General features: G+C 72.1%; 14 protein-coding genes and 1 tRNA gene. 10 read left to right on the forward strand and 5 right to left on the reverse strand.

From position 1 onward, the window contains the following. The first annotated feature begins 126 nt into the window (after window positions 1-126). The 3 genes from STRAU_RS17895 to STRAU_RS17905 all read left to right on the forward strand — a co-directional run bounded on the left by STRAU_RS17895 (window position 127) and on the right by STRAU_RS17905 (window position 4,640). Window positions 127-1,782, forward strand: coding sequence for an FAD-binding dehydrogenase (locus STRAU_RS17895; protein WP_016641756.1), 1,656 nt, complete (start codon window positions 127-129; stop codon window positions 1,780-1,782). Between the two features lie 162 nt (window positions 1,783-1,944). Next, window positions 1,945-2,907, forward strand: a complete 963-nt coding sequence (locus STRAU_RS17900) for a hypothetical protein (RefSeq protein ID WP_016641757.1) — start codon at window positions 1,945-1,947, stop codon at window positions 2,905-2,907. Window positions 2,908-3,017: 110 nt separating this feature from the next. After that, a complete protein-coding gene (locus STRAU_RS17905) occupies window positions 3,018-4,640 on the forward strand; it encodes an APC family permease (protein WP_016641758.1) in 1,623 nt (540 codons plus the stop codon). A gap of 84 nt (window positions 4,641-4,724) precedes the next feature. Here STRAU_RS17905 and STRAU_RS17910 read toward each other — a convergent pair whose 3' ends face one another. Together STRAU_RS17910 and STRAU_RS17915 are read right to left on the reverse strand one after the other, a co-directional pair. After that, on the reverse strand, window positions 4,725-6,122 hold the full coding sequence (locus tag STRAU_RS17910) for a GntT/GntP/DsdX family permease (protein ID WP_016641759.1): 1,398 nt from the start codon (window positions 6,120-6,122) through the stop codon (window positions 4,725-4,727). Window positions 6,123-6,216: 94 nt separating this feature from the next. After that, the gene (locus STRAU_RS17915) at window positions 6,217-6,726 is read right to left on the reverse strand and encodes a gluconokinase (protein WP_016641760.1); all 510 of its coding nucleotides are present in this window, start codon (window positions 6,724-6,726) and stop codon (window positions 6,217-6,219) included. 155 nt (window positions 6,727-6,881) lie between these two features. Between STRAU_RS17915 and STRAU_RS17920 the strand changes: the two genes are divergently transcribed. The 3 genes from STRAU_RS17920 (at window position 6,882) to STRAU_RS40350 (ending at window position 11,282) form a co-directional block, all read left to right on the forward strand. Next, on the forward strand, window positions 6,882-7,601 hold the full coding sequence (locus STRAU_RS17920; protein WP_037660194.1) for a FadR/GntR family transcriptional regulator: 720 nt from the start codon (window positions 6,882-6,884) through the stop codon (window positions 7,599-7,601). Between the two features lie 59 nt (window positions 7,602-7,660). After that, the gene (locus STRAU_RS17925) at window positions 7,661-8,065 is read left to right on the forward strand and encodes a YchJ family protein (RefSeq protein WP_037660196.1); all 405 of its coding nucleotides are present in this window, start codon (window positions 7,661-7,663) and stop codon (window positions 8,063-8,065) included. A gap of 337 nt (window positions 8,066-8,402) precedes the next feature. Next, the gene (locus STRAU_RS40350) at window positions 8,403-11,282 is read left to right on the forward strand and encodes a peroxidase family protein (protein WP_016641763.1); all 2,880 of its coding nucleotides are present in this window, start codon (window positions 8,403-8,405) and stop codon (window positions 11,280-11,282) included. A gap of 54 nt (window positions 11,283-11,336) precedes the next feature. Here STRAU_RS40350 and STRAU_RS17935 read toward each other — a convergent pair. Beyond that, window positions 11,337-11,421: transfer RNA gene (locus STRAU_RS17935), tRNA-Leu, on the reverse strand. Between the two features lie 178 nt (window positions 11,422-11,599). Here STRAU_RS17935 and STRAU_RS17940 point away from each other — a divergent pair. From STRAU_RS17940 to STRAU_RS17950, 3 genes are all read left to right on the forward strand, one after another. Further along, on the forward strand, window positions 11,600-12,943 hold the full coding sequence (locus tag STRAU_RS17940) for a M20/M25/M40 family metallo-hydrolase (RefSeq protein WP_016641765.1): 1,344 nt from the start codon (window positions 11,600-11,602) through the stop codon (window positions 12,941-12,943). Between the two features lie 217 nt (window positions 12,944-13,160). Continuing rightward, complete coding sequence (locus tag STRAU_RS17945; protein WP_016641766.1) at window positions 13,161-13,394, forward strand: chaplin; 234 nt, start codon at window positions 13,161-13,163, stop codon at window positions 13,392-13,394. 156 nt (window positions 13,395-13,550) lie between these two features. Then, window positions 13,551-14,423, forward strand: coding sequence for a chaplin (locus tag STRAU_RS17950; RefSeq protein WP_016641767.1), 873 nt, complete (start codon window positions 13,551-13,553; stop codon window positions 14,421-14,423). 180 nt (window positions 14,424-14,603) lie between these two features. Here STRAU_RS17950 and STRAU_RS17955 read toward each other — a convergent pair whose 3' ends face one another. Then, window positions 14,604-14,792: a DUF5703 family protein gene (locus STRAU_RS17955; RefSeq protein ID WP_016641768.1), complete on the reverse strand. Its 189-nt coding sequence runs from the start codon at window positions 14,790-14,792 to the stop codon at window positions 14,604-14,606. A gap of 47 nt (window positions 14,793-14,839) precedes the next feature. Between STRAU_RS17955 and STRAU_RS17960 the strand changes: the two genes are divergently transcribed. Beyond that, complete coding sequence (locus STRAU_RS17960) at window positions 14,840-15,646, forward strand: hypothetical protein (protein ID WP_016641769.1); 807 nt, start codon at window positions 14,840-14,842, stop codon at window positions 15,644-15,646. 198 nt (window positions 15,647-15,844) lie between these two features. On the opposite strand, the gene STRAU_RS17965 is transcribed toward STRAU_RS17960, so the two are convergent. Beyond that, window positions 15,845-17,084: ATP-dependent DNA helicase (locus tag STRAU_RS17965; protein WP_259299932.1), on the reverse strand; the 1,240-nt coding region annotated here is incomplete at its 5' end.

Consider the following 17,084-nt stretch of genomic DNA (forward strand, 5'->3'; position numbering starts at 1 on the left):
GGGAAAGCCCCGCAGGGCCCACACCAACCCACCCCCGACGGTTGACTCCACCCCCCGCCGAAACCAGGATCTGACCCACCGGTAACCCACCCCACGCCACCGCCGAACGAACCCGAGGAGCCCTCCATGGCCTACGACGCAGACGTGATCGTGATCGGCGCGGGCCTCGCCGGCCTCACGGCGACCGCGGAACTCGTGGACGCGGGCCGCAGGGTGATCCTCGTCGACCAGGAGCCGGAGCAGTCCCTGGGCGGCCAGGCCCACTGGTCCTTCGGCGGCCTGTTCTTCGTCGGCTCCCCGGAACAACGCCGCATGCGCATCAAGGACCACCGCGAACTCGCCCTCCAGGACTGGCTGGGCACGGCGGGCTTCGACCGCGAGGAGGACCACTGGCCGCGCAAGTGGGCAGAGGCGTACGTGGACTTCGCCTCGGGCGAGAAGCGGGCCTGGCTGCACGGCCAGGGCGTCCGCTTCTTCCCGGTCGTCGGCTGGGCGGAACGCGGCGGCTACGACGCCGAGGGCCACGGCAACTCCGTACCCCGCTTCCACATCACGTGGGGCACGGGCCCCGGCCTCCTCGCCCCGTTCGTCCGCCGCGTCCACGAGGGCGCCGCCCGCGGCCTGGTGCAGTTCAAGTTCCGCCACCGCGTCACCGGCCTGTCCCGCACCGCCGGCGTCGTCGACACCGTCACCGGCGAGATCCTGGAGCCGTCCGGCGTCGAGCGGGGCAAGGCGAGCAACCGCGACGTGACCGGCTCGTTCGAGTTCCGCGCCCAGGCCGTGATCGTCACCTCGGGCGGCATCGGCGGCAACCACGACCTCGTACGCGCCAACTGGCCGAAGCGGCTGGGCAATCCGCCCGAGAAGATGATCTCGGGCGTGCCCGCGCACGTGGACGGCCTGATGCTCGGCATCGCCGAACGCGAGGGCGCGCACCTGATCAACCGCGACCGCATGTGGCACTACACGGAGGGCATCGAGAACTGGGCCCCGATCTGGGACAAGCACGGCATCCGCATCCTGCCGGGACCGTCCTCGCTGTGGCTGGACGCCCGCGGCAACCGGCTGCCCGTACCGCTGTTCCCGGGCTTCGACACGCTCGGCACGCTGAGCCACATCATGCACACCGGATACGACTACACGTGGTTCGTGCTCAACCAGCGCATTATCGGCAAGGAGTTCACGCTCTCCGGATCCGAGCAGAACCCCGATCTGACCGGCAAGTCGGTGCGCGGGGTCGTCGACCGGGCCCGGGCCGACGTGCCGGGCCCGGTCAAGGCGTTCATGGACCACGGCGTCGACTTCGTCGTGGAACGGGACCTCGGCGCGCTGGTGCGCGGCATGAACGCCCTCACTAAGGAACCCCTCATCGACGAGGCAGCCCTGCACCGCACCCTCGCCGCGCGCGACCGCGAGATCATCAATCCGTACACCAAGGACCTCCAGGTCAACGCCATCCGCGGGGCCCGCAAGTTCCTCGGCGACCGGCTCATCCGCACGGTGGCGCCGCACCCGATCCTCGACCCGAAGGCCGGCCCGCTGATCGCCGTACGCCTCAACATCCTCACCCGCAAGACACTCGGCGGCCTGGAGACCGACCTGTCCTCGCGGGTGCTCCAGGAGGGCGGCGATCCGCTGCCGGGCGTGTACGCCGCCGGGGAGGCCGCCGGATTCGGCGGCGGGGGAGTGCACGGCTACCGCTCGTTGGAGGGGACGTTCCTCGGCGGCTGCCTGTTCTCGGGGCGCGCGGCCGGACGGGCGGCGGCGAAGTCGGTCGGCTAGCGTGAAGTCGGCCGTCACATGAGCGGGATAGCGTCAAGTTGGCCGCGCGTAAGGGGTCCTGTGCGGGGTCGACGGTAACGAGACCTTGACGCGGAGTACTGCCTCCCGGTTGGCTGTGCGTGATCACACGCTCGCCCAACGCGTCGGGGAGGACGTCCTGCGGTGTCTCCACCTCCGCCCCCGCCGCTCGGCCGCTCCCGGAAGAAGGCCGCGCACACCTTCGACGCCGCCCTCGACGACAGTGAACTCGTCGTCGCGCGCGCCGCGTTGACGCAGGGGCGCTGGACCGAGGCGCGCGCACTGCTCGCCGCCACCGGCGACGACTGGGACCGCAGGGGGCACCGCTTCGACGTCCTCGCGCGCGAGTCCTCCACCGCCGCCTGGGCCCGCGACTGGCGGCTCGCGGAACCGGAGAGCGCCGACGCAGCCGTCCTGCTCGCCTTCGCCGCCGTGCACCGCGCGCTGCGCGGCAAGGAACGCTCCGAGAAGGCCCGCGCGTCCTGCCGCGAGGCGGCCGCGCTGGTCCCCGCCGACCCCACCCCGTGGCTCGCGCTGCTCCTCCTGGAGCGCTCGCTCGGCCACGAGGAGGACGTCGTACGCCTCTTCGACGAAGTGCGGCACCGGCACCCCGAACACCACCACGCCCACCACCTGATGGTCGCCCGGCTCGCCGAACGCCGGCCCGGCGCCGGCCAGGACCCGCTGCACGAGGTGTACGACTTCGCGGCCTGGGCCGCCGAACAGGCCCCCGACCACTCGCCGTTGGCCGTCCTGCCGGTGGTCGCGCACGCCGAGCGCTACCGCGTGCTCGCCACCGCGGGCAGCGAGAACACGGACCCGGTCGCCTCCGGGCACTGGGTGAGCCGCCGCGCCCGGCAGGTGATGAAGGCGTCCTTCGACTGGTGGCTGGAGTGGGAGATGCCGCACGAGTCGGCCCACCCGCGCGGCTTCGTCGACCTCAACTTCCTCGCGCACGCCACGTTCTGCGAAGGCCGGGCGGCCGAGGCCGCCGCACTGTTCCACCGCATCGGCCCGTACGCGACCGAGGCCCCCTGGTCCTACCCGGACCGCGACGCGCAGCACGCCTACTTCGCCGCGCGCGGCGCGGCACTCGGCACGGCCTGACCCGTACCGCCGCGACTCCGCACCACGGGCACGTGAAACGCACGACGCACCACCTGTCACGCGAGACGCACGACCAACGGCCCACTACGGGCGGAAAGGACAACCGCGCCATGGCGACGGGCAGTTCGAGCACGAGTGCAACGAGCGCAACCAGTGCGGGCGGAACCGGCACCGGATCCCGCGGCAAGTCCGTCCCGCCCCAGGGCGGCATCAACACCTATGTCGGTCAGGAACGGGCCCTGCGCGCCGGGCGCCTCGGCACCGCGGGCCTGCTGCTGTCCGTCCTCGCCGCCACCGGACCGCTCATGGTCGTCGCCGGCGTCATGCCCACCACGTACGGCGTGATGGGCGTCGTCGGACAGCCCCTGCTCTTCCTCGTCCTCGGCGTCGTCCTCGCCCTGTTCAGCTTCGGCTACGCGGAGATGAGCCGGCACGTCCACAACGCCGGCGCCTTCTACGCCTACATCTCGCGCGGCCTCGGCGGCACCGCGGGCGCGGGCGCCTCCGCCGTCGCGCTCGTGGCCTACAGCTCGCTCCAGGTCGGCCTGTTCGGCCTGCTCGGCTTCGAGGTGTCCGGGCTGCTCGACAAGTACTTCGACGTCACCGTCGGCTGGTGGATCCCCGCGCTCGTCACCGTCGCGCTCGTCGGCTTCCTCGGCTGGCTGAAGATCGACCTCAACGCGCGCGTGCTCGGCGTCCTGCTGCTCATCGAGGTGGCGCTCGTCGTCATCTTCGACATCGCCGCCGTCGCAGACCCGGCGAAGGAGGGCCTGTCGCTGCACGCCTTCAACCCCGACACGCTCACCGGCGCGGGCGTCGCCACCTCGCTCTGCTTCTGCATAGCTGCGTTCACCGGCTTCGAGCAGGCGCCCGTGTACGCGGAGGAGACCAGCCGCCCGCACGTCGTCGTCGCCCGCGTGATGTTCTTCGCCGTGGGCTTCGTCGCCGTCTTCTTCGCCCTCAGCTCCTGGGCCCTGACGGTCGCCGCCGGGCCCTCCGGCATCGTGCCCGCCGCCCGGGAGCAGAGCGCGGGCCTGCTGTTCGGGCTCACCGAGTCCCGCCTCGGCGGCACCTTCACCGACGTCCTGCACGTGCTGTTCGTGACCGGCATGTTCGCGGCCGTACTGAGCTTCCACAACGTCGTCGCCCGCTACGCCTTCGCCATGGGCCGCGAAGGACTGCTGCCCGCCGCGTTCGGCCGCACCAACAGCGCCAGCGGCGCGCCCGCCACGGGTTCGCTGCTCCAGACCGTCGTCTCCGCCGTCGTCGTGATCGGCTTCGCCGTCGCGGACGACGGCCCCGCGGACGACCCCACCGCCCCCGTCCTGCACCTGTTCACGTGGGGCGGCAACGTCGGCGCCCTCGGCGTGCTGCTCCTGATGGCCACCGCGTCCGTCGCCGTGATCGTCTTCTTCGTCCGGCGCGGCGCCGCGCGCGCCCAGGCGTGGCGGATCACGGCGTCGGCGCTCGCCGCGGTCGCGCTGCTCGTCATCGCGGGCTACACGGTCAAGGACTTCGACGTCCTCGTCGGCGCGGGCCCGGACTCCTCGCTGAGCTGGCTGCTCCCGGGCATCATCGGCGCCGCGGCGGTCGTCGGCCTCGCCTACGGGGCGTACCTGAAGTCGGCACGCCCCGCGGCGCACGCCCGCATCGGCCTGGGCAACGAGGCGTTCCAGCTGGAAAAGGCGGCGGATTCAGGCCGGGGGGCTCTTCAGAGCCCGTCCGGCGATTGAGGACGAGCCGCGAAGCGGCGAGCGGAGCCCCCGGTTTCGGGAAGGGGCGGGACTGGGGAAGGCCCCGCAGGGCCCACACCCCCGCTACAACACCAGCGACAGCAGCAGCACAAACCCCAGCGCCACCACCGAAATGATCGTCTCCATCACCGACCACGTCTTGACGGTCTGCCCGACATCAAGCCCGAAGTACTCCTTCACCAGCCAGAACCCCGCATCGTTGACATGGCTGAAGAACAACGACCCGGCCCCGATGGCCAGCACCAGCAGCGCCGTATGCGACGTGGACATGTCCGCGGCCAGCGGAGCCACAAGCCCGGCGGCCGAGATCGTGGCGACGGTGGCCGACCCGGTGGCGAGCCGGATCGCGACGGCGATGAGCCAGGCGAGCAGCAGCGCGGGAATCGACCAGTCCTCGGAGAAGTCGAGGATCATCTGCCCGACCCCCACGTCGATGAGGGTCTGCTTGAAGCCGCCCCCGGCCCCGACGATCATCAGGACACCCGCGATGGGGGCGAGCGACTTCTCGACGGTCGACGACAGCCGGTCCTTGGTGAACCCGGCGGCCCGCCCGAGGGTGAACATGCCCACGAGCACGGCGGCGAGCAACGCGATCAACGGCGACCCGACGACATCGAACACGCGCTGGACCGTCGCTCCGGGATCGTCGACGACGATGTCGACGAGGGCCTTGGCGAGCATGAGGACGACGGGCAGCAGCACGGTGGCGACGGTCGCGCCGAAACCGGGCCGCTTCTCCAGGTCCTCCGTGGCCCGCTGCGGAATCATCTTCTCCGGCGGCGCCACATCCACCCACCGCGCGGCGACCTTCGAGAACAGCGGCCCAGCGATGATCACGGTCGGAATGGCGACGAGCACGCCGAGCGCGAGCGTCACGCCGAGGTTCGCCTTCACCGCGTCGATGGCGACGAGCGGGCCGGGGTGCGGCGGGATGAGCCCGTGCATCACGGACAGTCCGGCGAGCGCCGGGATGCCGATGCGCATCAGCGAGTAGTTGCCGCGCTTGGCGACCATCAGCACGACCGGGATCAGCAGCACGATGCCGACCTCGAAGAACAGCGGAAGCCCGATCACGGAGGCGATGAGCACCATCGCCCACGGCATGGCACGCCCGCCCGCCTTGGCCAGGATCGTGTCGACGATCTGGTCCGCGCCGCCGGAGTCGGCGAGCAGCTTGCCGAGGATCGCGCCGAGCGCGATGAGCACACCGACGCCCGCGACGGTCGAGCCGAGCCCGGTGGTGAAGCTGGTGATCGCCTTGTCGAGCGGGGCGCCCGCGAAGGCGCCGAGCGCCAGCGAGCCGATGGTCAGCGCCAGGAAGGCGTGGACCTTGAACTTCGTGATGAGCAGAACGATGACGGCGATGCCCGCGAGAACGGCGATCCCGAGCTGGGCATGGCCCGCCGAGGTGATCGGTTCGACGGGATCCGCTGCCAGCATCTCGACGCTGAGACTGGTCACGGTGGGTTCCTTGTACGTGGACGTGAGGGGGCTGTACGTGGACGCGTGGGGGGTGGGGTCCGGGAGTCCGGGAAGAGGGAGGCGACGAGGCCGCTCAGCCGTCGAGCGTGGCCAGGGCCTCCGCCGCCCGGTCGGCGATCTCCTCCGGCGTGCCCGCGACATCGACGGCGACGCCCGCCTCGTCGGGGCCGAGCGGCTGGAGCGTGGCGAACTGCGAGTCGAGCAGCGCGGTCGGCATGAAGTGCCCCTTGCGCCGCGTCATCCGCTCCTCGATGAGGGCGCGGTCGCCGGTGAGGTGGACGAACACGAGGCCCGGGGCGGCGGCCCGCAGCCGGTCCCGGTAGGCACGCTTCAGCGCGGAGCTGCTGACCACACCGCCGAGGCCGGCGCGGCCGTGGGCCCACTCGCCGATGGCGTCGAGCCACGGCCAGCGGTCGTCGTCGGTCAACGGGGTGCCGGCCGACATCTTGGCGATGTTCGCCTCGGGGTGGAAGTCGTCGCCCTCGGCGTACGGGACGCCGAGCCGGGCCGCGAGCAGGGGGCCGACCGTGGTCTTCCCCGTGCCCGCTACGCCCATCACTACGACGACGTGGGTGGTGCTCATCGCTGCTGCTGCCTCGCTGTCCTCGTCGACATCGATCCGTTCACGGACCTGGATCCGTTCACGTCACTGAAACCCATTAGGTCAGATGAATTCAAGACCCTGTGGCGCAAAAGTCTGACTTTTTGAGCACAGTGATCCCCTCGTACGCTGACGTCATGACCGCACAGGCCCGGGGGCTGCACGCCCGCGTACTGGACAGCCTCGGGCCCGCCATCACCGCGGGCGAGTACCCACCCGGCAGCGTCCTGCGCACGGACGAACTCGCTCAGCGCTTCGAGGTGTCCCGCTCCGTGATGCGCGAGGTGGTGCGGGTCCTGGAGTCCATGCACCTGGTCGCCTCGCGGCGCCGCGTCGGCGTGACCGTGCGGCCCACCGAGGAGTGGAACGTCTACGACCCGCAGGTCATCCGCTGGCGCCTCGCGGGCGCCGACCGCCCGCGCCAGCTCCGCTCGCTGACCGTCCTGCGCTCCGCGGTCGAACCGGTCGCCGCGGGCCTCGCCGCGCGGAACGCGACCGCCGAGCAGTGCGCCGCCCTCACCGAGTGCGCCCTCGGCATGGTCGCCACCTCACGCGGCCGCCAGCTGGAGGGCTACCTGGTGCACGACATGGCCTTCCACCGCATCGTCCTGGACGCCTCCGGCAACGAGATGTTCGCCCGGCTCGGCGACGTGGTCGCCGAGGTCCTCGCGGGCCGCACCCACCACGACGTGATGTTCGAGGACCCCGACCCCGCGGCCGTCACCCTGCACGTGCGCGTGGCCGAGGCGGTCCGGGAGGGCGACGCGGCCCGCGCCGAGGCCCTCACCCGCGAGATCGCCGAGGGCGCCCTGCGGGAGCTGGACATCCTGGCCCCACCGCCCGCGCCCGCGAGCTGAGCGACCCGGCGGCGCCGGTCACGGCGCCGCCACCGGCGCCGAGGGGGACAATGGGCACCATGTCCCGACGCACCACCACGCGCCCCGAGCCCTGCCCCTGCGGGCACCCCCAGCCGTACGAGAAGTGCTGCGGCCGACTGCACCGGGGCGAGGCCGCGGCGACCGCCCCCGAGGAGCTGATGCGCTCCCGCTACAGCGCCTTCGCCCGCCGCGACGAGGCGTACCTGCTGCGCACCTGGCACCCGCGGACCCGGCCGCCGCGCGTCGAGTTCGACCCGGCGATGCGCTGGACGGGCCTCACCATCGAGGAGACGACCGACGGCACGGCCTTCCACACCACGGGCACCGTGACCTTCCGCGCCCGCTACACCGACAGCGGCCGCCCCGACTCCCTGCACGAGCGCAGCCGCTTCGAGCGCGCCGACGGGGCGTGGGTGTATGTGGACGGCGACTTCATCGACTGACTCCGCCCCGGCCGGGCCCCGCGCCCGCGGCCCGACCCGTCGGGACCCGGCCACCGGCCGGCCGGGCGGGTGGGGTTGCTGGAGAAGGAGGCACACACGGGACGTACGGCACGCGGGCGCGGCGCCGCGCCGGCGCCCTTGACGGGCCCAAACGCCGCCACCCGCCCGCCAGTTCGAGGCCCGCGGACAGCCGCGGACATGGCGGGATCGCCCGCTGTGGCCGGTCCGGCGCCGCCAGTAGCGTCGACGCCCCCCAGTGCCGCGTAGGGTTCCCCGGTGCCCGCGTACGCACTGTTCCTCCGTTTCTTCTTCCTCCTCCGTACGAAGGAAGCGCCCGATGGCCTCTTCAGGACAGTACGAGTCAGGACAGCACGAGCGGAGTTACGAGCGCTTCCAGGGCGGCAGCCCCGAGGCGGAGCGCGTCGTCTTCGAACGGATCGCCCGCGACATGGTGAAGGTGCAGCGGACCGCCATGCGTGCCGCGGGCGCCGGTTCACTGGCGCGCACCCAGCACGCCAAGTCCGCGCTCGGCGTGGAGAACGCGCGCCTGCGCTTCCGCGACGACCTGCCCGAGGAGCTGCGCCGCGGCTTCGCGCAGCCCGGCGCCGAGTATCCGGCGACGGTGCGGCTGTCCAACGCGAGCGCCGTCCGGCAGGCCGACGGCGCGCCCGACCTGCGCGGCGTGGCCGTGCGCGTGGAGGTCTCGGCGGAGGAGAGCCACGACCTGCTCGCCACCAACTGGCCGGTGTCGCACGCCAAGGACGCCCGCGAGTTCGTCGCCTTCGCCAAGGCCCTCGCGGGCGCCCGCAACCCGCTCCAGGTGGCCTTCGGGCTGTTCGTGAAGCTGCCGCTGGCCGTCGGCCTCTCGACCGCCGACCGGATGCGGCGCAACGTCCGGGCCGCGACCCGCCATACCGTCAACAGCCTCGCCGGCGAGACGTACTTCAGCCGTGGCTCCATCCTGTGGGGCGCCGCCGGACCCGTGCGCTATCTGCTGCGTCCGGCGGGCGGCGCCGCCCCGTCCCCACGGCCGGACCGGCGCGACCCCAACTACCTGCACCGCGACCTTTCGCACCGCCTCGCCACCGCCGACCTCGCCTTCGACCTGTGCCTGCAGCGGTACGTCGACGAGCCCCGCACGCCCGTCGAGGACTGCTCCGTGGAGTGGCGGGAGGCCATCTCGCCCGCCGTGCCGGTCGCCCGCCTCACGATCCCGAGCCAGGACCTGGACACCGCCGGGGCCCGCTCGGCCGCCCGGCGGGTGGAGGAACTCGCCTTCAACCCCTGGTTCACCACCGACGAGTTCCGCCCCCTCGGCAACCTCAACCGCGCCCGCAAGGCCGCGTACGAGGCGGCCGCCGCCCACCGCCAGGGCCTCCGCTTCAGCACCGAGGAGCCGCTGCGCAACCGGGTGCTCGGCGTCCCCGTGGGCGCCGCCTTCCGCCTGCTGAACCGGGTCGTGCCCTGGCACCGGCTTCCGCTCCAGGCGAGCCTGCTCAACCTGGTGTTCCTGCGCAAGGCGCTGCGCCGCTTCAACCTGATCGACACCGACGTGCACGAGGCACCGCCCAGGGCCGTGCCGGTGCCCCCGCTCCCGCACGAGAGCCTGCGTACGTCCCGCTCCTACGACGGTACGTACAACGACCTGTCCGCACCCTCCATGGGCGCCGTCGGCGCGGCCTTCGGACGCAACCTGAAGCCCGACTACCGCCCCGACCTCTTCGACACCCCGAACCCGGTCACGGTCAGCCGCCAGCTCCTGTACCGCGAGAACTTCCTGCCCGCGACCTCGCTGAACGTCCTGGCCGCCGCCTGGATCCAGTTCCAGGTCCACGACTGGGTCAACCACCGGCGCCACCCCGCGGGCACGAAGACCGTCGAGGTGCCGCTGCCGCCCGGCTCCGCCTGGCACAACACACCGGACGGGCCCGCCGAGAACGTCATGCGCTTCGCCGAGAACGAGGGCATCCACGTGCCCGACGGCCGGCCGCCGATCCTCTTCGCCAACACCGCGTCCCACTGGTGGGACGGCTCCGAGGTGTACGGCGCCGACGAGGCCACCGCGAGGTTCCTGCGCGCCCCCGATGGCGGCGCCGACCTCCGTCTCGAAGAAGGACACCTCCCCATCGGCCAGAACGGCGTCCCGCTGTCCGGCTTCACCGACAACTGGTGGCTCGGCCTCAGCGTCATGCACACCCTGTTCGCCCGCGAGCACAACGCGGTCTGCGCCGCGCTGCGGCAGGCGTACCCCTCCATGAGCGAGGACTCCGTCTACCACACGGCCCGCCTCGTCGTCTCCGCCCTCATCGCGAAGATCCACACGGTGGAGTGGACCCCGGCGATCCTCGCCACCGAGGCGATCGACCTCGGCCTGCACACGAACTGGGACGGCCCGCCCGACAACTGGCTGAACAAACTGGGCCTGTGGCTCCTGGAGTCCCACTCCCTCACGGGGATCCCCAAGACCCTCCCCGACCACCACACCGCCCCCTACTCGCTCACCGAGGACTTCGTCACCGTCTACCGCATGCACCCGCTCATCCCGGACGACTTCGAGCTGCGCGAGCACCACTTCGGGCGGCGTCTGGAGACGGTCGGCTTCCTCGACATCAACGGCGGCGCGGCCGAGGGCGCCATCCGCAAGACGGGCCTCGCCAACACCCTGTACTCCTTCGGCATCGCGCACCCCGGCGCGATCACCCTGCACAACTTCCCGCGCGCACTGCAGAAGTTCGAGCGCGAAGGCGAACTCATCGACCTCTCCGTGGTCGACCTGGTCCGCACCCGCCGCCGCGGCGTGCCCCGCTACAACGACTTCCGCGCGGGCCTGCACAAGCAGCGCATCCGCGACTTCGAGGACCTCACGGAGAACCCGGAAACCCTGGCCCGCCTCAAGGACGTCTACAACTCCGTCGACGAGATCGACACGATGGTCGGCCTCTTCGCCGAGAACCCGCCCACCGGCTTCGGCTTCAGCGACACCGCGTTCCGCGTCTTCATCCTGATGGCCACCCGCCGCCTGCAGAGCGACCGCTTCCTCACCGTCGACTTCCGCCCCGAGATCTACACCCCCCTGGGCATCGACTGGGTCCAGAAGGGCGGCATGAACTCAGTCATCCTCCGCCACTGCCCCGACCTCGCCGCCCTGCTGCCCCGTACGGGCACGGCCTTCGCCCCTTGGCGCCAGGTTCCATCGGGGGGCAACGGCGCCACGTAACCGCCACGAGAAACACGAAAGACCCCAGAGAAATCTGGGGTCAACGCTGGTGTGTGTCCGAGGGGGGACTTGAACCCCCACGCCCGATAAAGGGCACTAGCACCTCAAGCTAGCGCGTCTGCCATTCCGCCACCCGGACCGGTGGTCTGTCGCGGTTTCCCGCGGCGACGTGGAAAACCATAGCAAACATTCGGGGGTACCTGATCACGCTGGTCCTGGGGGTGAACGGCGTATGACGAGGGCCGCCCGCCCTTGGGTCCGGGCGGGTGGCGCGGGAGGATGGGAGGGACCGAGAGCGCAACAGCGGGAGGAACAGCGTGAGCGAGCCGACCACGGGCGGCAGGGCGAACGGGGCGCGGGCCGTCTCCGGCGAGGACGAGGTCGTCGACCTGTGCCGGGACCTGATCCGGATGGACACCAGCAACTACGGCGATCACTCCGGGCCGGGGGAGCGCAAGGCCGCCGAGTACGTCGCGGAGAAGCTCGCGGAGGTGGGGCTCGAGCCGAAGATCTTCGAGTCGCACCCGGGCCGCGCGTCCACCGTGGCGCGCATCCAGGGCGAGGACCCGTCGCGGCCCGCGCTGCTCATCCACGGCCACACCGACGTCGTACCGGCCAATGCCCAGGACTGGACGCACCACCCCTTCTCCGGGGAGATCGCGGACGGCTGCCTCTGGGGCCGGGGCGCCGTCGACATGAAGGACATGGACGCGATGACCCTGGCGGTCGTGCGCGACCGGCTGCGCAGCGGCCGCAGGCCGCCGCGGGACATCGTGCTCGCCTTCCTGGCGGACGAGGAGGCGGGCGGGAAGTTCGGGGCGCGGTACCTGGTGGACAAGCATCCGGACCTCTTCGAGGGCGTGACCGAGGCGATCAGTGAGGTCGGCGGCTTCTCCTTCACGGTCAACGAGCAGCTGCGGCTGTATCTCGTCGAGACGGCCCAGAAGGGCATGCACTGGATGAAGCTGACCGTGGACGGCAGCGCCGGGCACGGGTCGATGATCCACAAGGACAACGCGATCACCGAGTTGTCCGAGGCCGTGGGGCGGCTCGGGCGGCACAAGTTCCCGGTGCGCGTCACCAAGACACTGCGGCACTTCCTCGACGAGCTGGGCGACGCCCTCGGCACCGAGCTCGACCCGGAGAACATGGACGAGACGCTCGCCAAGCTCGGCGGCATCGCCAAGCTGATCGGCGCCTCGCTGCAGAACACCGCCAACCCGACCCAGCTCGGCGCCGGCTACAAGGTCAACGTGATCCCGGGGCAGGCGACCGCGCACGTCGACGGCCGCTTCCTGCCGGGGTACGAGGAGGAGTTCCTGGCCGACCTCGACCGCATCCTCGGCCCGAACGTCAAGCGCGAGGACGTGCACGCCGACAAGGCCCTGGAGACCACGTTCGACGGCGCCCTCGTGGACGCCATGCAGATGGCCCTCCAGGCCGAGGACCCCATCGCCCGGGCCGTGCCGTACATGCTCTCCGCCGGCACGGACGCCAAGTCCTTCGACGACCTCGGCATCCGCGGCTTCGGCTTCGCGCCGCTGAAGCTGCCGCCGGAGCTGGACTTCGCGGGCATGTTCCACGGCGTCGACGAGCGGGTGCCGGTGGACGGCCTGAAGTTCGGGGTCCGGGTCCTCGACCGGTTCATCGACGCCTCCTGATCAGTGGGCGCACGGTGGCGCGTTGGGCGCGTTTCGGTACGTATACGACTGCCGAAACGCGCGGGCGCGTACCGAAGTGAAACTCCAATAATCGGCTGCGCGTGCGTAATTGACCGAAAAGAGTGAAAGCAGGCATGTTCACGTAGCCCACATCTTTCCTCCTCGTTACAGGTGGTGCGGTCCGCGGCTGGGACCGCATTTCCAACTAGGAGGAACAATGATCAAGAAGGTCGTCGCTGCGGCGGTAGCCACCGGTGGTCTGGTGCTCGCGGGTGCGGGCGTCGCCGCCGCCGACGCCGGTGCGCAGGGTGCCGCCGTGAACTCCCCCGGCATCGCTTCGGGCAACGTCGTCCAGGTCCCCGTGCACGTGCCGGTGAACGCGTGCGGCAACACGATCTCCGTGGTCGGGGTGCTGAACCCTGCCTTCGGGAACTACTGCGTCAACAAGTGACGCCACTGTGCCTCACCCCGTAAGGGGCCTCGCCCCATGAGGGTCTGAAACCCGTCGGCCCCGGAGTGCGTGCCATGCGCTCCGGGGCCGACGGGTATTGGGCGCACGGTGCAATGGGCCCGTGCGCAATTCCGGAAGGCAAGGCAGGAACAAGCTATGCGACAGGTCACGCGCAAGGGCCTGATCACCGTGGCGGCCGCCACTGGTGTACTCGCCGTATCGGGCGGCTACGCACAAGCCGACTCGGGCGCCCGGGGCGGAAGTTCGGATTCCCCCGGCGTGCTGTCGGGCAATTCCGTCCAGCTTCCCGTGGACGTACCGGTCAATGTCTGCGGGAACACCGTGAACGTCGTCGGGGCGCTGAATCCCGCGGCGGGCAACCACTGCGCCAACACCTCCGGCACCCCCGGCGGTGGCGGCGGTTACGGTGACGACCACCACGGGGGCAAGCCCTCCGGCGGCGGCGCCTCGGCCGACGGTCACGCGAGCGACTCACCCGGTGTGGCCTCCGGCAACCACGTGCAGTTGCCGGTGAACGTGCCCGTGAACGTCTGCGGCAACAGCGTCACCGTCGTCGGCGCGGGCAACCCGGCCCTCGACAACGACTGTGCCAACGAATCCGGGCACAGCAGCACCGCGCCCGGCGGGAAGCCGCCCACGAAGCCCGAGCGGCCGGGCAAGCCGGGCAAGCCCGAACAGCCCGGCAAGCCGCAGGACCCCGGCAACGGCGGTACGCCCGAGCAGCCCGGCAACCCCGGCACGCCCGAGCAGCCCGGCAACGGCGGGACGCCCGAGCACCCCGGTCAGCCTCAGTCGCCCGGCAAGCCTGGGCAGTCGGTCGACCCCGTGCAGTACGAGAAGGAGCGCTCGACGGGGCCGAACATGCCGGAGGCGCACATGATCACGCCACCCGAGGGCAAGGACCAGCTCGCGCAGACCGGCGGCTCACTGCCGGTCGGAGTCGCGCTGCCGGTGGGCGCGGGCATGCTGCTCGCGGGCACCGTCCTGTACCGGAGGGCCCGTGCCTGAGGGCCGCTGAGGTCCGGCCGGTCCGGTGGGTCCGGTGACGGTGAGCGGGCCGGATGAACACCGGGCGTAAACGGAGCGGGCCCCGCGATCGCGGGGCCCGCAGCGGGCCCCGCGATCGCGGGGCCCGCTCCGTTTTTCCTGCTCTCTCGCTCTTCGGGTGTATCTCGCCCCGTCCGCCCGTCACCAAGTGGCGCGTACCTGGCGGATGATGCGCCGTCGCAGCCGCACCCGCCGACTGCCGTCGGCGTGCAGGCTGAGGCGGTCCAACTCCCAGTGTCCGTACTCCGCGTGGTCGGTCAGCAGACGTGTGGCTTCCTTGCGGGACACCCCGCGCGGAACGTACACGTCGACAAATTCGTATTCCGGCATCGCATCTATTGTGCGGGCACCGGCCCGGTACGGATAGCGTCTGCACTATGTCTGATGCTGCGCAGCCCACCGCTGCCGAGGTACGCGCCGCCGCCGAGGCGGTCAAGACCGCGCTCGACCGCCACCTTGCGGCGGTCGAACGCAGGTCGGGCGAGGACGATCCCGATGTCTACGAGGCGTTCAACGAGCTGGCCGCCGCCGCCGAGGCGTACGACGAGCTGCTCTACGACCGCCATGACGAGGTCACACCCTTCGAGATCCCCGGGGCGGAGGACGCGTTGCCCCCGTACCAGGGGCCCGCGGAGCCGAATGCCCTGAGCGTGCTGATCCGGCGCGACTACGCCGTCGTGGAGCCGCAGCGACTGCTGGCCCAGGCGGCGCGGGTCGAGGCCGCGGAGGACGACGACGCCGAGTCGGACCGTCTGGCGGGCACCGTGCCGGGCGCGCTCGGACTGCTCTTCGGCGAGTTCGAACCGGACGAGATCGCCTCTCGGCACAAGGAGTTCGGCCTGGAGGAGGGCGACTCCACGCTGTGGGTCACCGCGGCGGGCGAGCCCGCCGAGCCCGGCGAGTGGCTGGAGTCCCCCTTCGAGCAGCCCGACGCCCAGCGGGTGGTCTGCCGCTTCGACGTCAGCGCGGTCTTCGACGACGAGCCGGACGACGACCTCGACGACGACCTGGACGCCGGGGCGAGCCCCGCGGTCGCGGCCCGCCGGAGACCGGCCCCCGGCAGCGACACCGACCTCGACGCGGGCATCGACTTCGATCCGGACGAGGTCGTGCCCCTCGACGACGTGGACGACGTGGACGACATCGAGGTCGTCGAGCGGGGGAAGGGCGGGGCGGGCGTTTGACGCCGTTCTGAGGGGGCGACGGGGCGAAGGAGCGAGGGGCCGCTGGGGCTTCGAAGGGGTGCGCCTGGGCGCGGGTTCGGGCTCGGGTTCAGATTCGCGCAGGCGTCGGGAGCCTCGGGACGGGAGCTCGGCGTTTCCCTTGTGGCGCGCCCGGTGGCTCTCGGTCGAGGCCGGGCCGGGCGCGCCCCCGTCTGAGACTCAGCCCGCCTCGGACGGCTGCGGGCGCAGCAGCGTGCGCAGGCGCGTCGTGCGCTCCTTGGCGGGGCGTTCGGCCACCGCCTGGGGCAGGGACTGGGCCACGCCCTGGACCACCGACAGGTGGCGCTCGGCGCGGCTGAACGCCGTATAGACCCAGGGCCTGGTGAGGGCATTCGCCGCGTCGCCGGGCAGGACCACCACGGCGGCGGGCCAGCGGCGGCCGGCGGCCTGGTGCGCGGTGACCGCCCAGGCGTGCCGCACGGCCTGCTCCACCCGCTCCTTCGGTACGACCACGGGGGTGCCCTCGCACTCCAGGCGCAGGCCCTGTGCGTCGGCGCCGACGACCCGGCCGAGCGCGGTGCGGCCCGGCACCGGGGCGTACGCGACGCGGTCGCCCGGGTCGAAGCCGCCGAAGCGGCCCGGGCCCGGGTTCAGCCGCTCCTTCAGCGCCGCGTTCAGTGCGCGGGTGCCCGCCGCGCCGCCGTGGCCCGGCGTGATGACCTGCGTCTGCCCGGCGGGCACCCCGATGGCGCGGGGCACCGAGTCCGCGACGAGCTGCACCGTGCGGTGGATCGCGTCGGCCGCGTCCCGCACCGGGACGATCACGACCTCCTTGCCCGGCGCCTCGACCTGGGTCAGCTCGCCGATGCCGATGCCGGAGACCAGCTCGCCGATGGGGCCGGGGTCCGGCGTGCGCGAGACGACCTGCGGGCAGCAGCGGGCCGCCAGCAGGTCCGCGAAGACCCGGCCGGGGCCCGCCGACCCCAGCACGGCGGGGTCGCCGCTGAGCACCAGCCGGGCGCCGTCCGGCAGCGACTCGACCAGCATCGCGGCGGTCTCCACGTCGAGCTGCGGGGCGTCCAGGACCACGAGCAGGTCGACGGCGAGCGCGCCGTCCGCGTCGCGCCCCGGCCCCTGCCGCCCGGACAACAGGCCCGCCACGGTCACGGCGACGGCCGTGTCGTCGGCGGAAGGCGTGGCGCCGCCCGGGGGTGCCGTAGCGGTGGTCGCCCCGTCGGCGTCAGTGGGGCCACCGGTGCGGTCGGCCTCCGTGCCGGTGGGCCCGGCCGGTCCGCCGGGGGCTCCGTGGTCCGCGTGCCCGGTCGCTCGGGCGTCCGGGTCCGTCCCGCCCTGGTGGGGGGCGCTGCCGGGCCCCGGCGCCGCGCCGTCGGTGTTACCGCCCAGGCGACCCGCCAGCCTGCGCTGACCGTCGGCGCTGTGCGTCGCCGCGCACACCCGC

Source organism: Streptomyces aurantiacus JA 4570 (assembly GCF_000414115.1).
GTDB classification, from domain to species: domain Bacteria; phylum Actinomycetota; class Actinomycetes; order Streptomycetales; family Streptomycetaceae; genus Streptomyces; species Streptomyces aurantiacus_A.

Coding starts and splice junctions, on each gene's coding strand:
- STRAU_RS17945 (WP_016641766.1), top strand. CDS start 13,161: ATGATCAAGAAGGTCGTCGCTGCGGCGGTAGCCACCGGTGGTCTGGTG.
- STRAU_RS17915 (WP_016641760.1), bottom strand. CDS start 6,726: ATGAGCACCACCCACGTCGTCGTAGTGATGGGCGTAGCGGGCACGGGG.
- STRAU_RS17950 (WP_016641767.1), top strand. CDS start 13,551: ATGCGACAGGTCACGCGCAAGGGCCTGATCACCGTGGCGGCCGCCACT.
- STRAU_RS17920 (WP_037660194.1), top strand. CDS start 6,882: ATGACCGCACAGGCCCGGGGGCTGCACGCCCGCGTACTGGACAGCCTC.
- STRAU_RS17905 (WP_016641758.1), top strand. CDS start 3,018: ATGGCGACGGGCAGTTCGAGCACGAGTGCAACGAGCGCAACCAGTGCG.
- STRAU_RS40350 (WP_016641763.1), top strand. CDS start 8,403: ATGGCCTCTTCAGGACAGTACGAGTCAGGACAGCACGAGCGGAGTTAC.
- STRAU_RS17895 (WP_016641756.1), top strand. CDS start 127: ATGGCCTACGACGCAGACGTGATCGTGATCGGCGCGGGCCTCGCCGGC.
- STRAU_RS17925 (WP_037660196.1), top strand. CDS start 7,661: ATGTCCCGACGCACCACCACGCGCCCCGAGCCCTGCCCCTGCGGGCAC.
- STRAU_RS17955 (WP_016641768.1), bottom strand. CDS start 14,792: ATGCCGGAATACGAATTTGTCGACGTGTACGTTCCGCGCGGGGTGTCC.
- STRAU_RS17960 (WP_016641769.1), top strand. CDS start 14,840: ATGTCTGATGCTGCGCAGCCCACCGCTGCCGAGGTACGCGCCGCCGCC.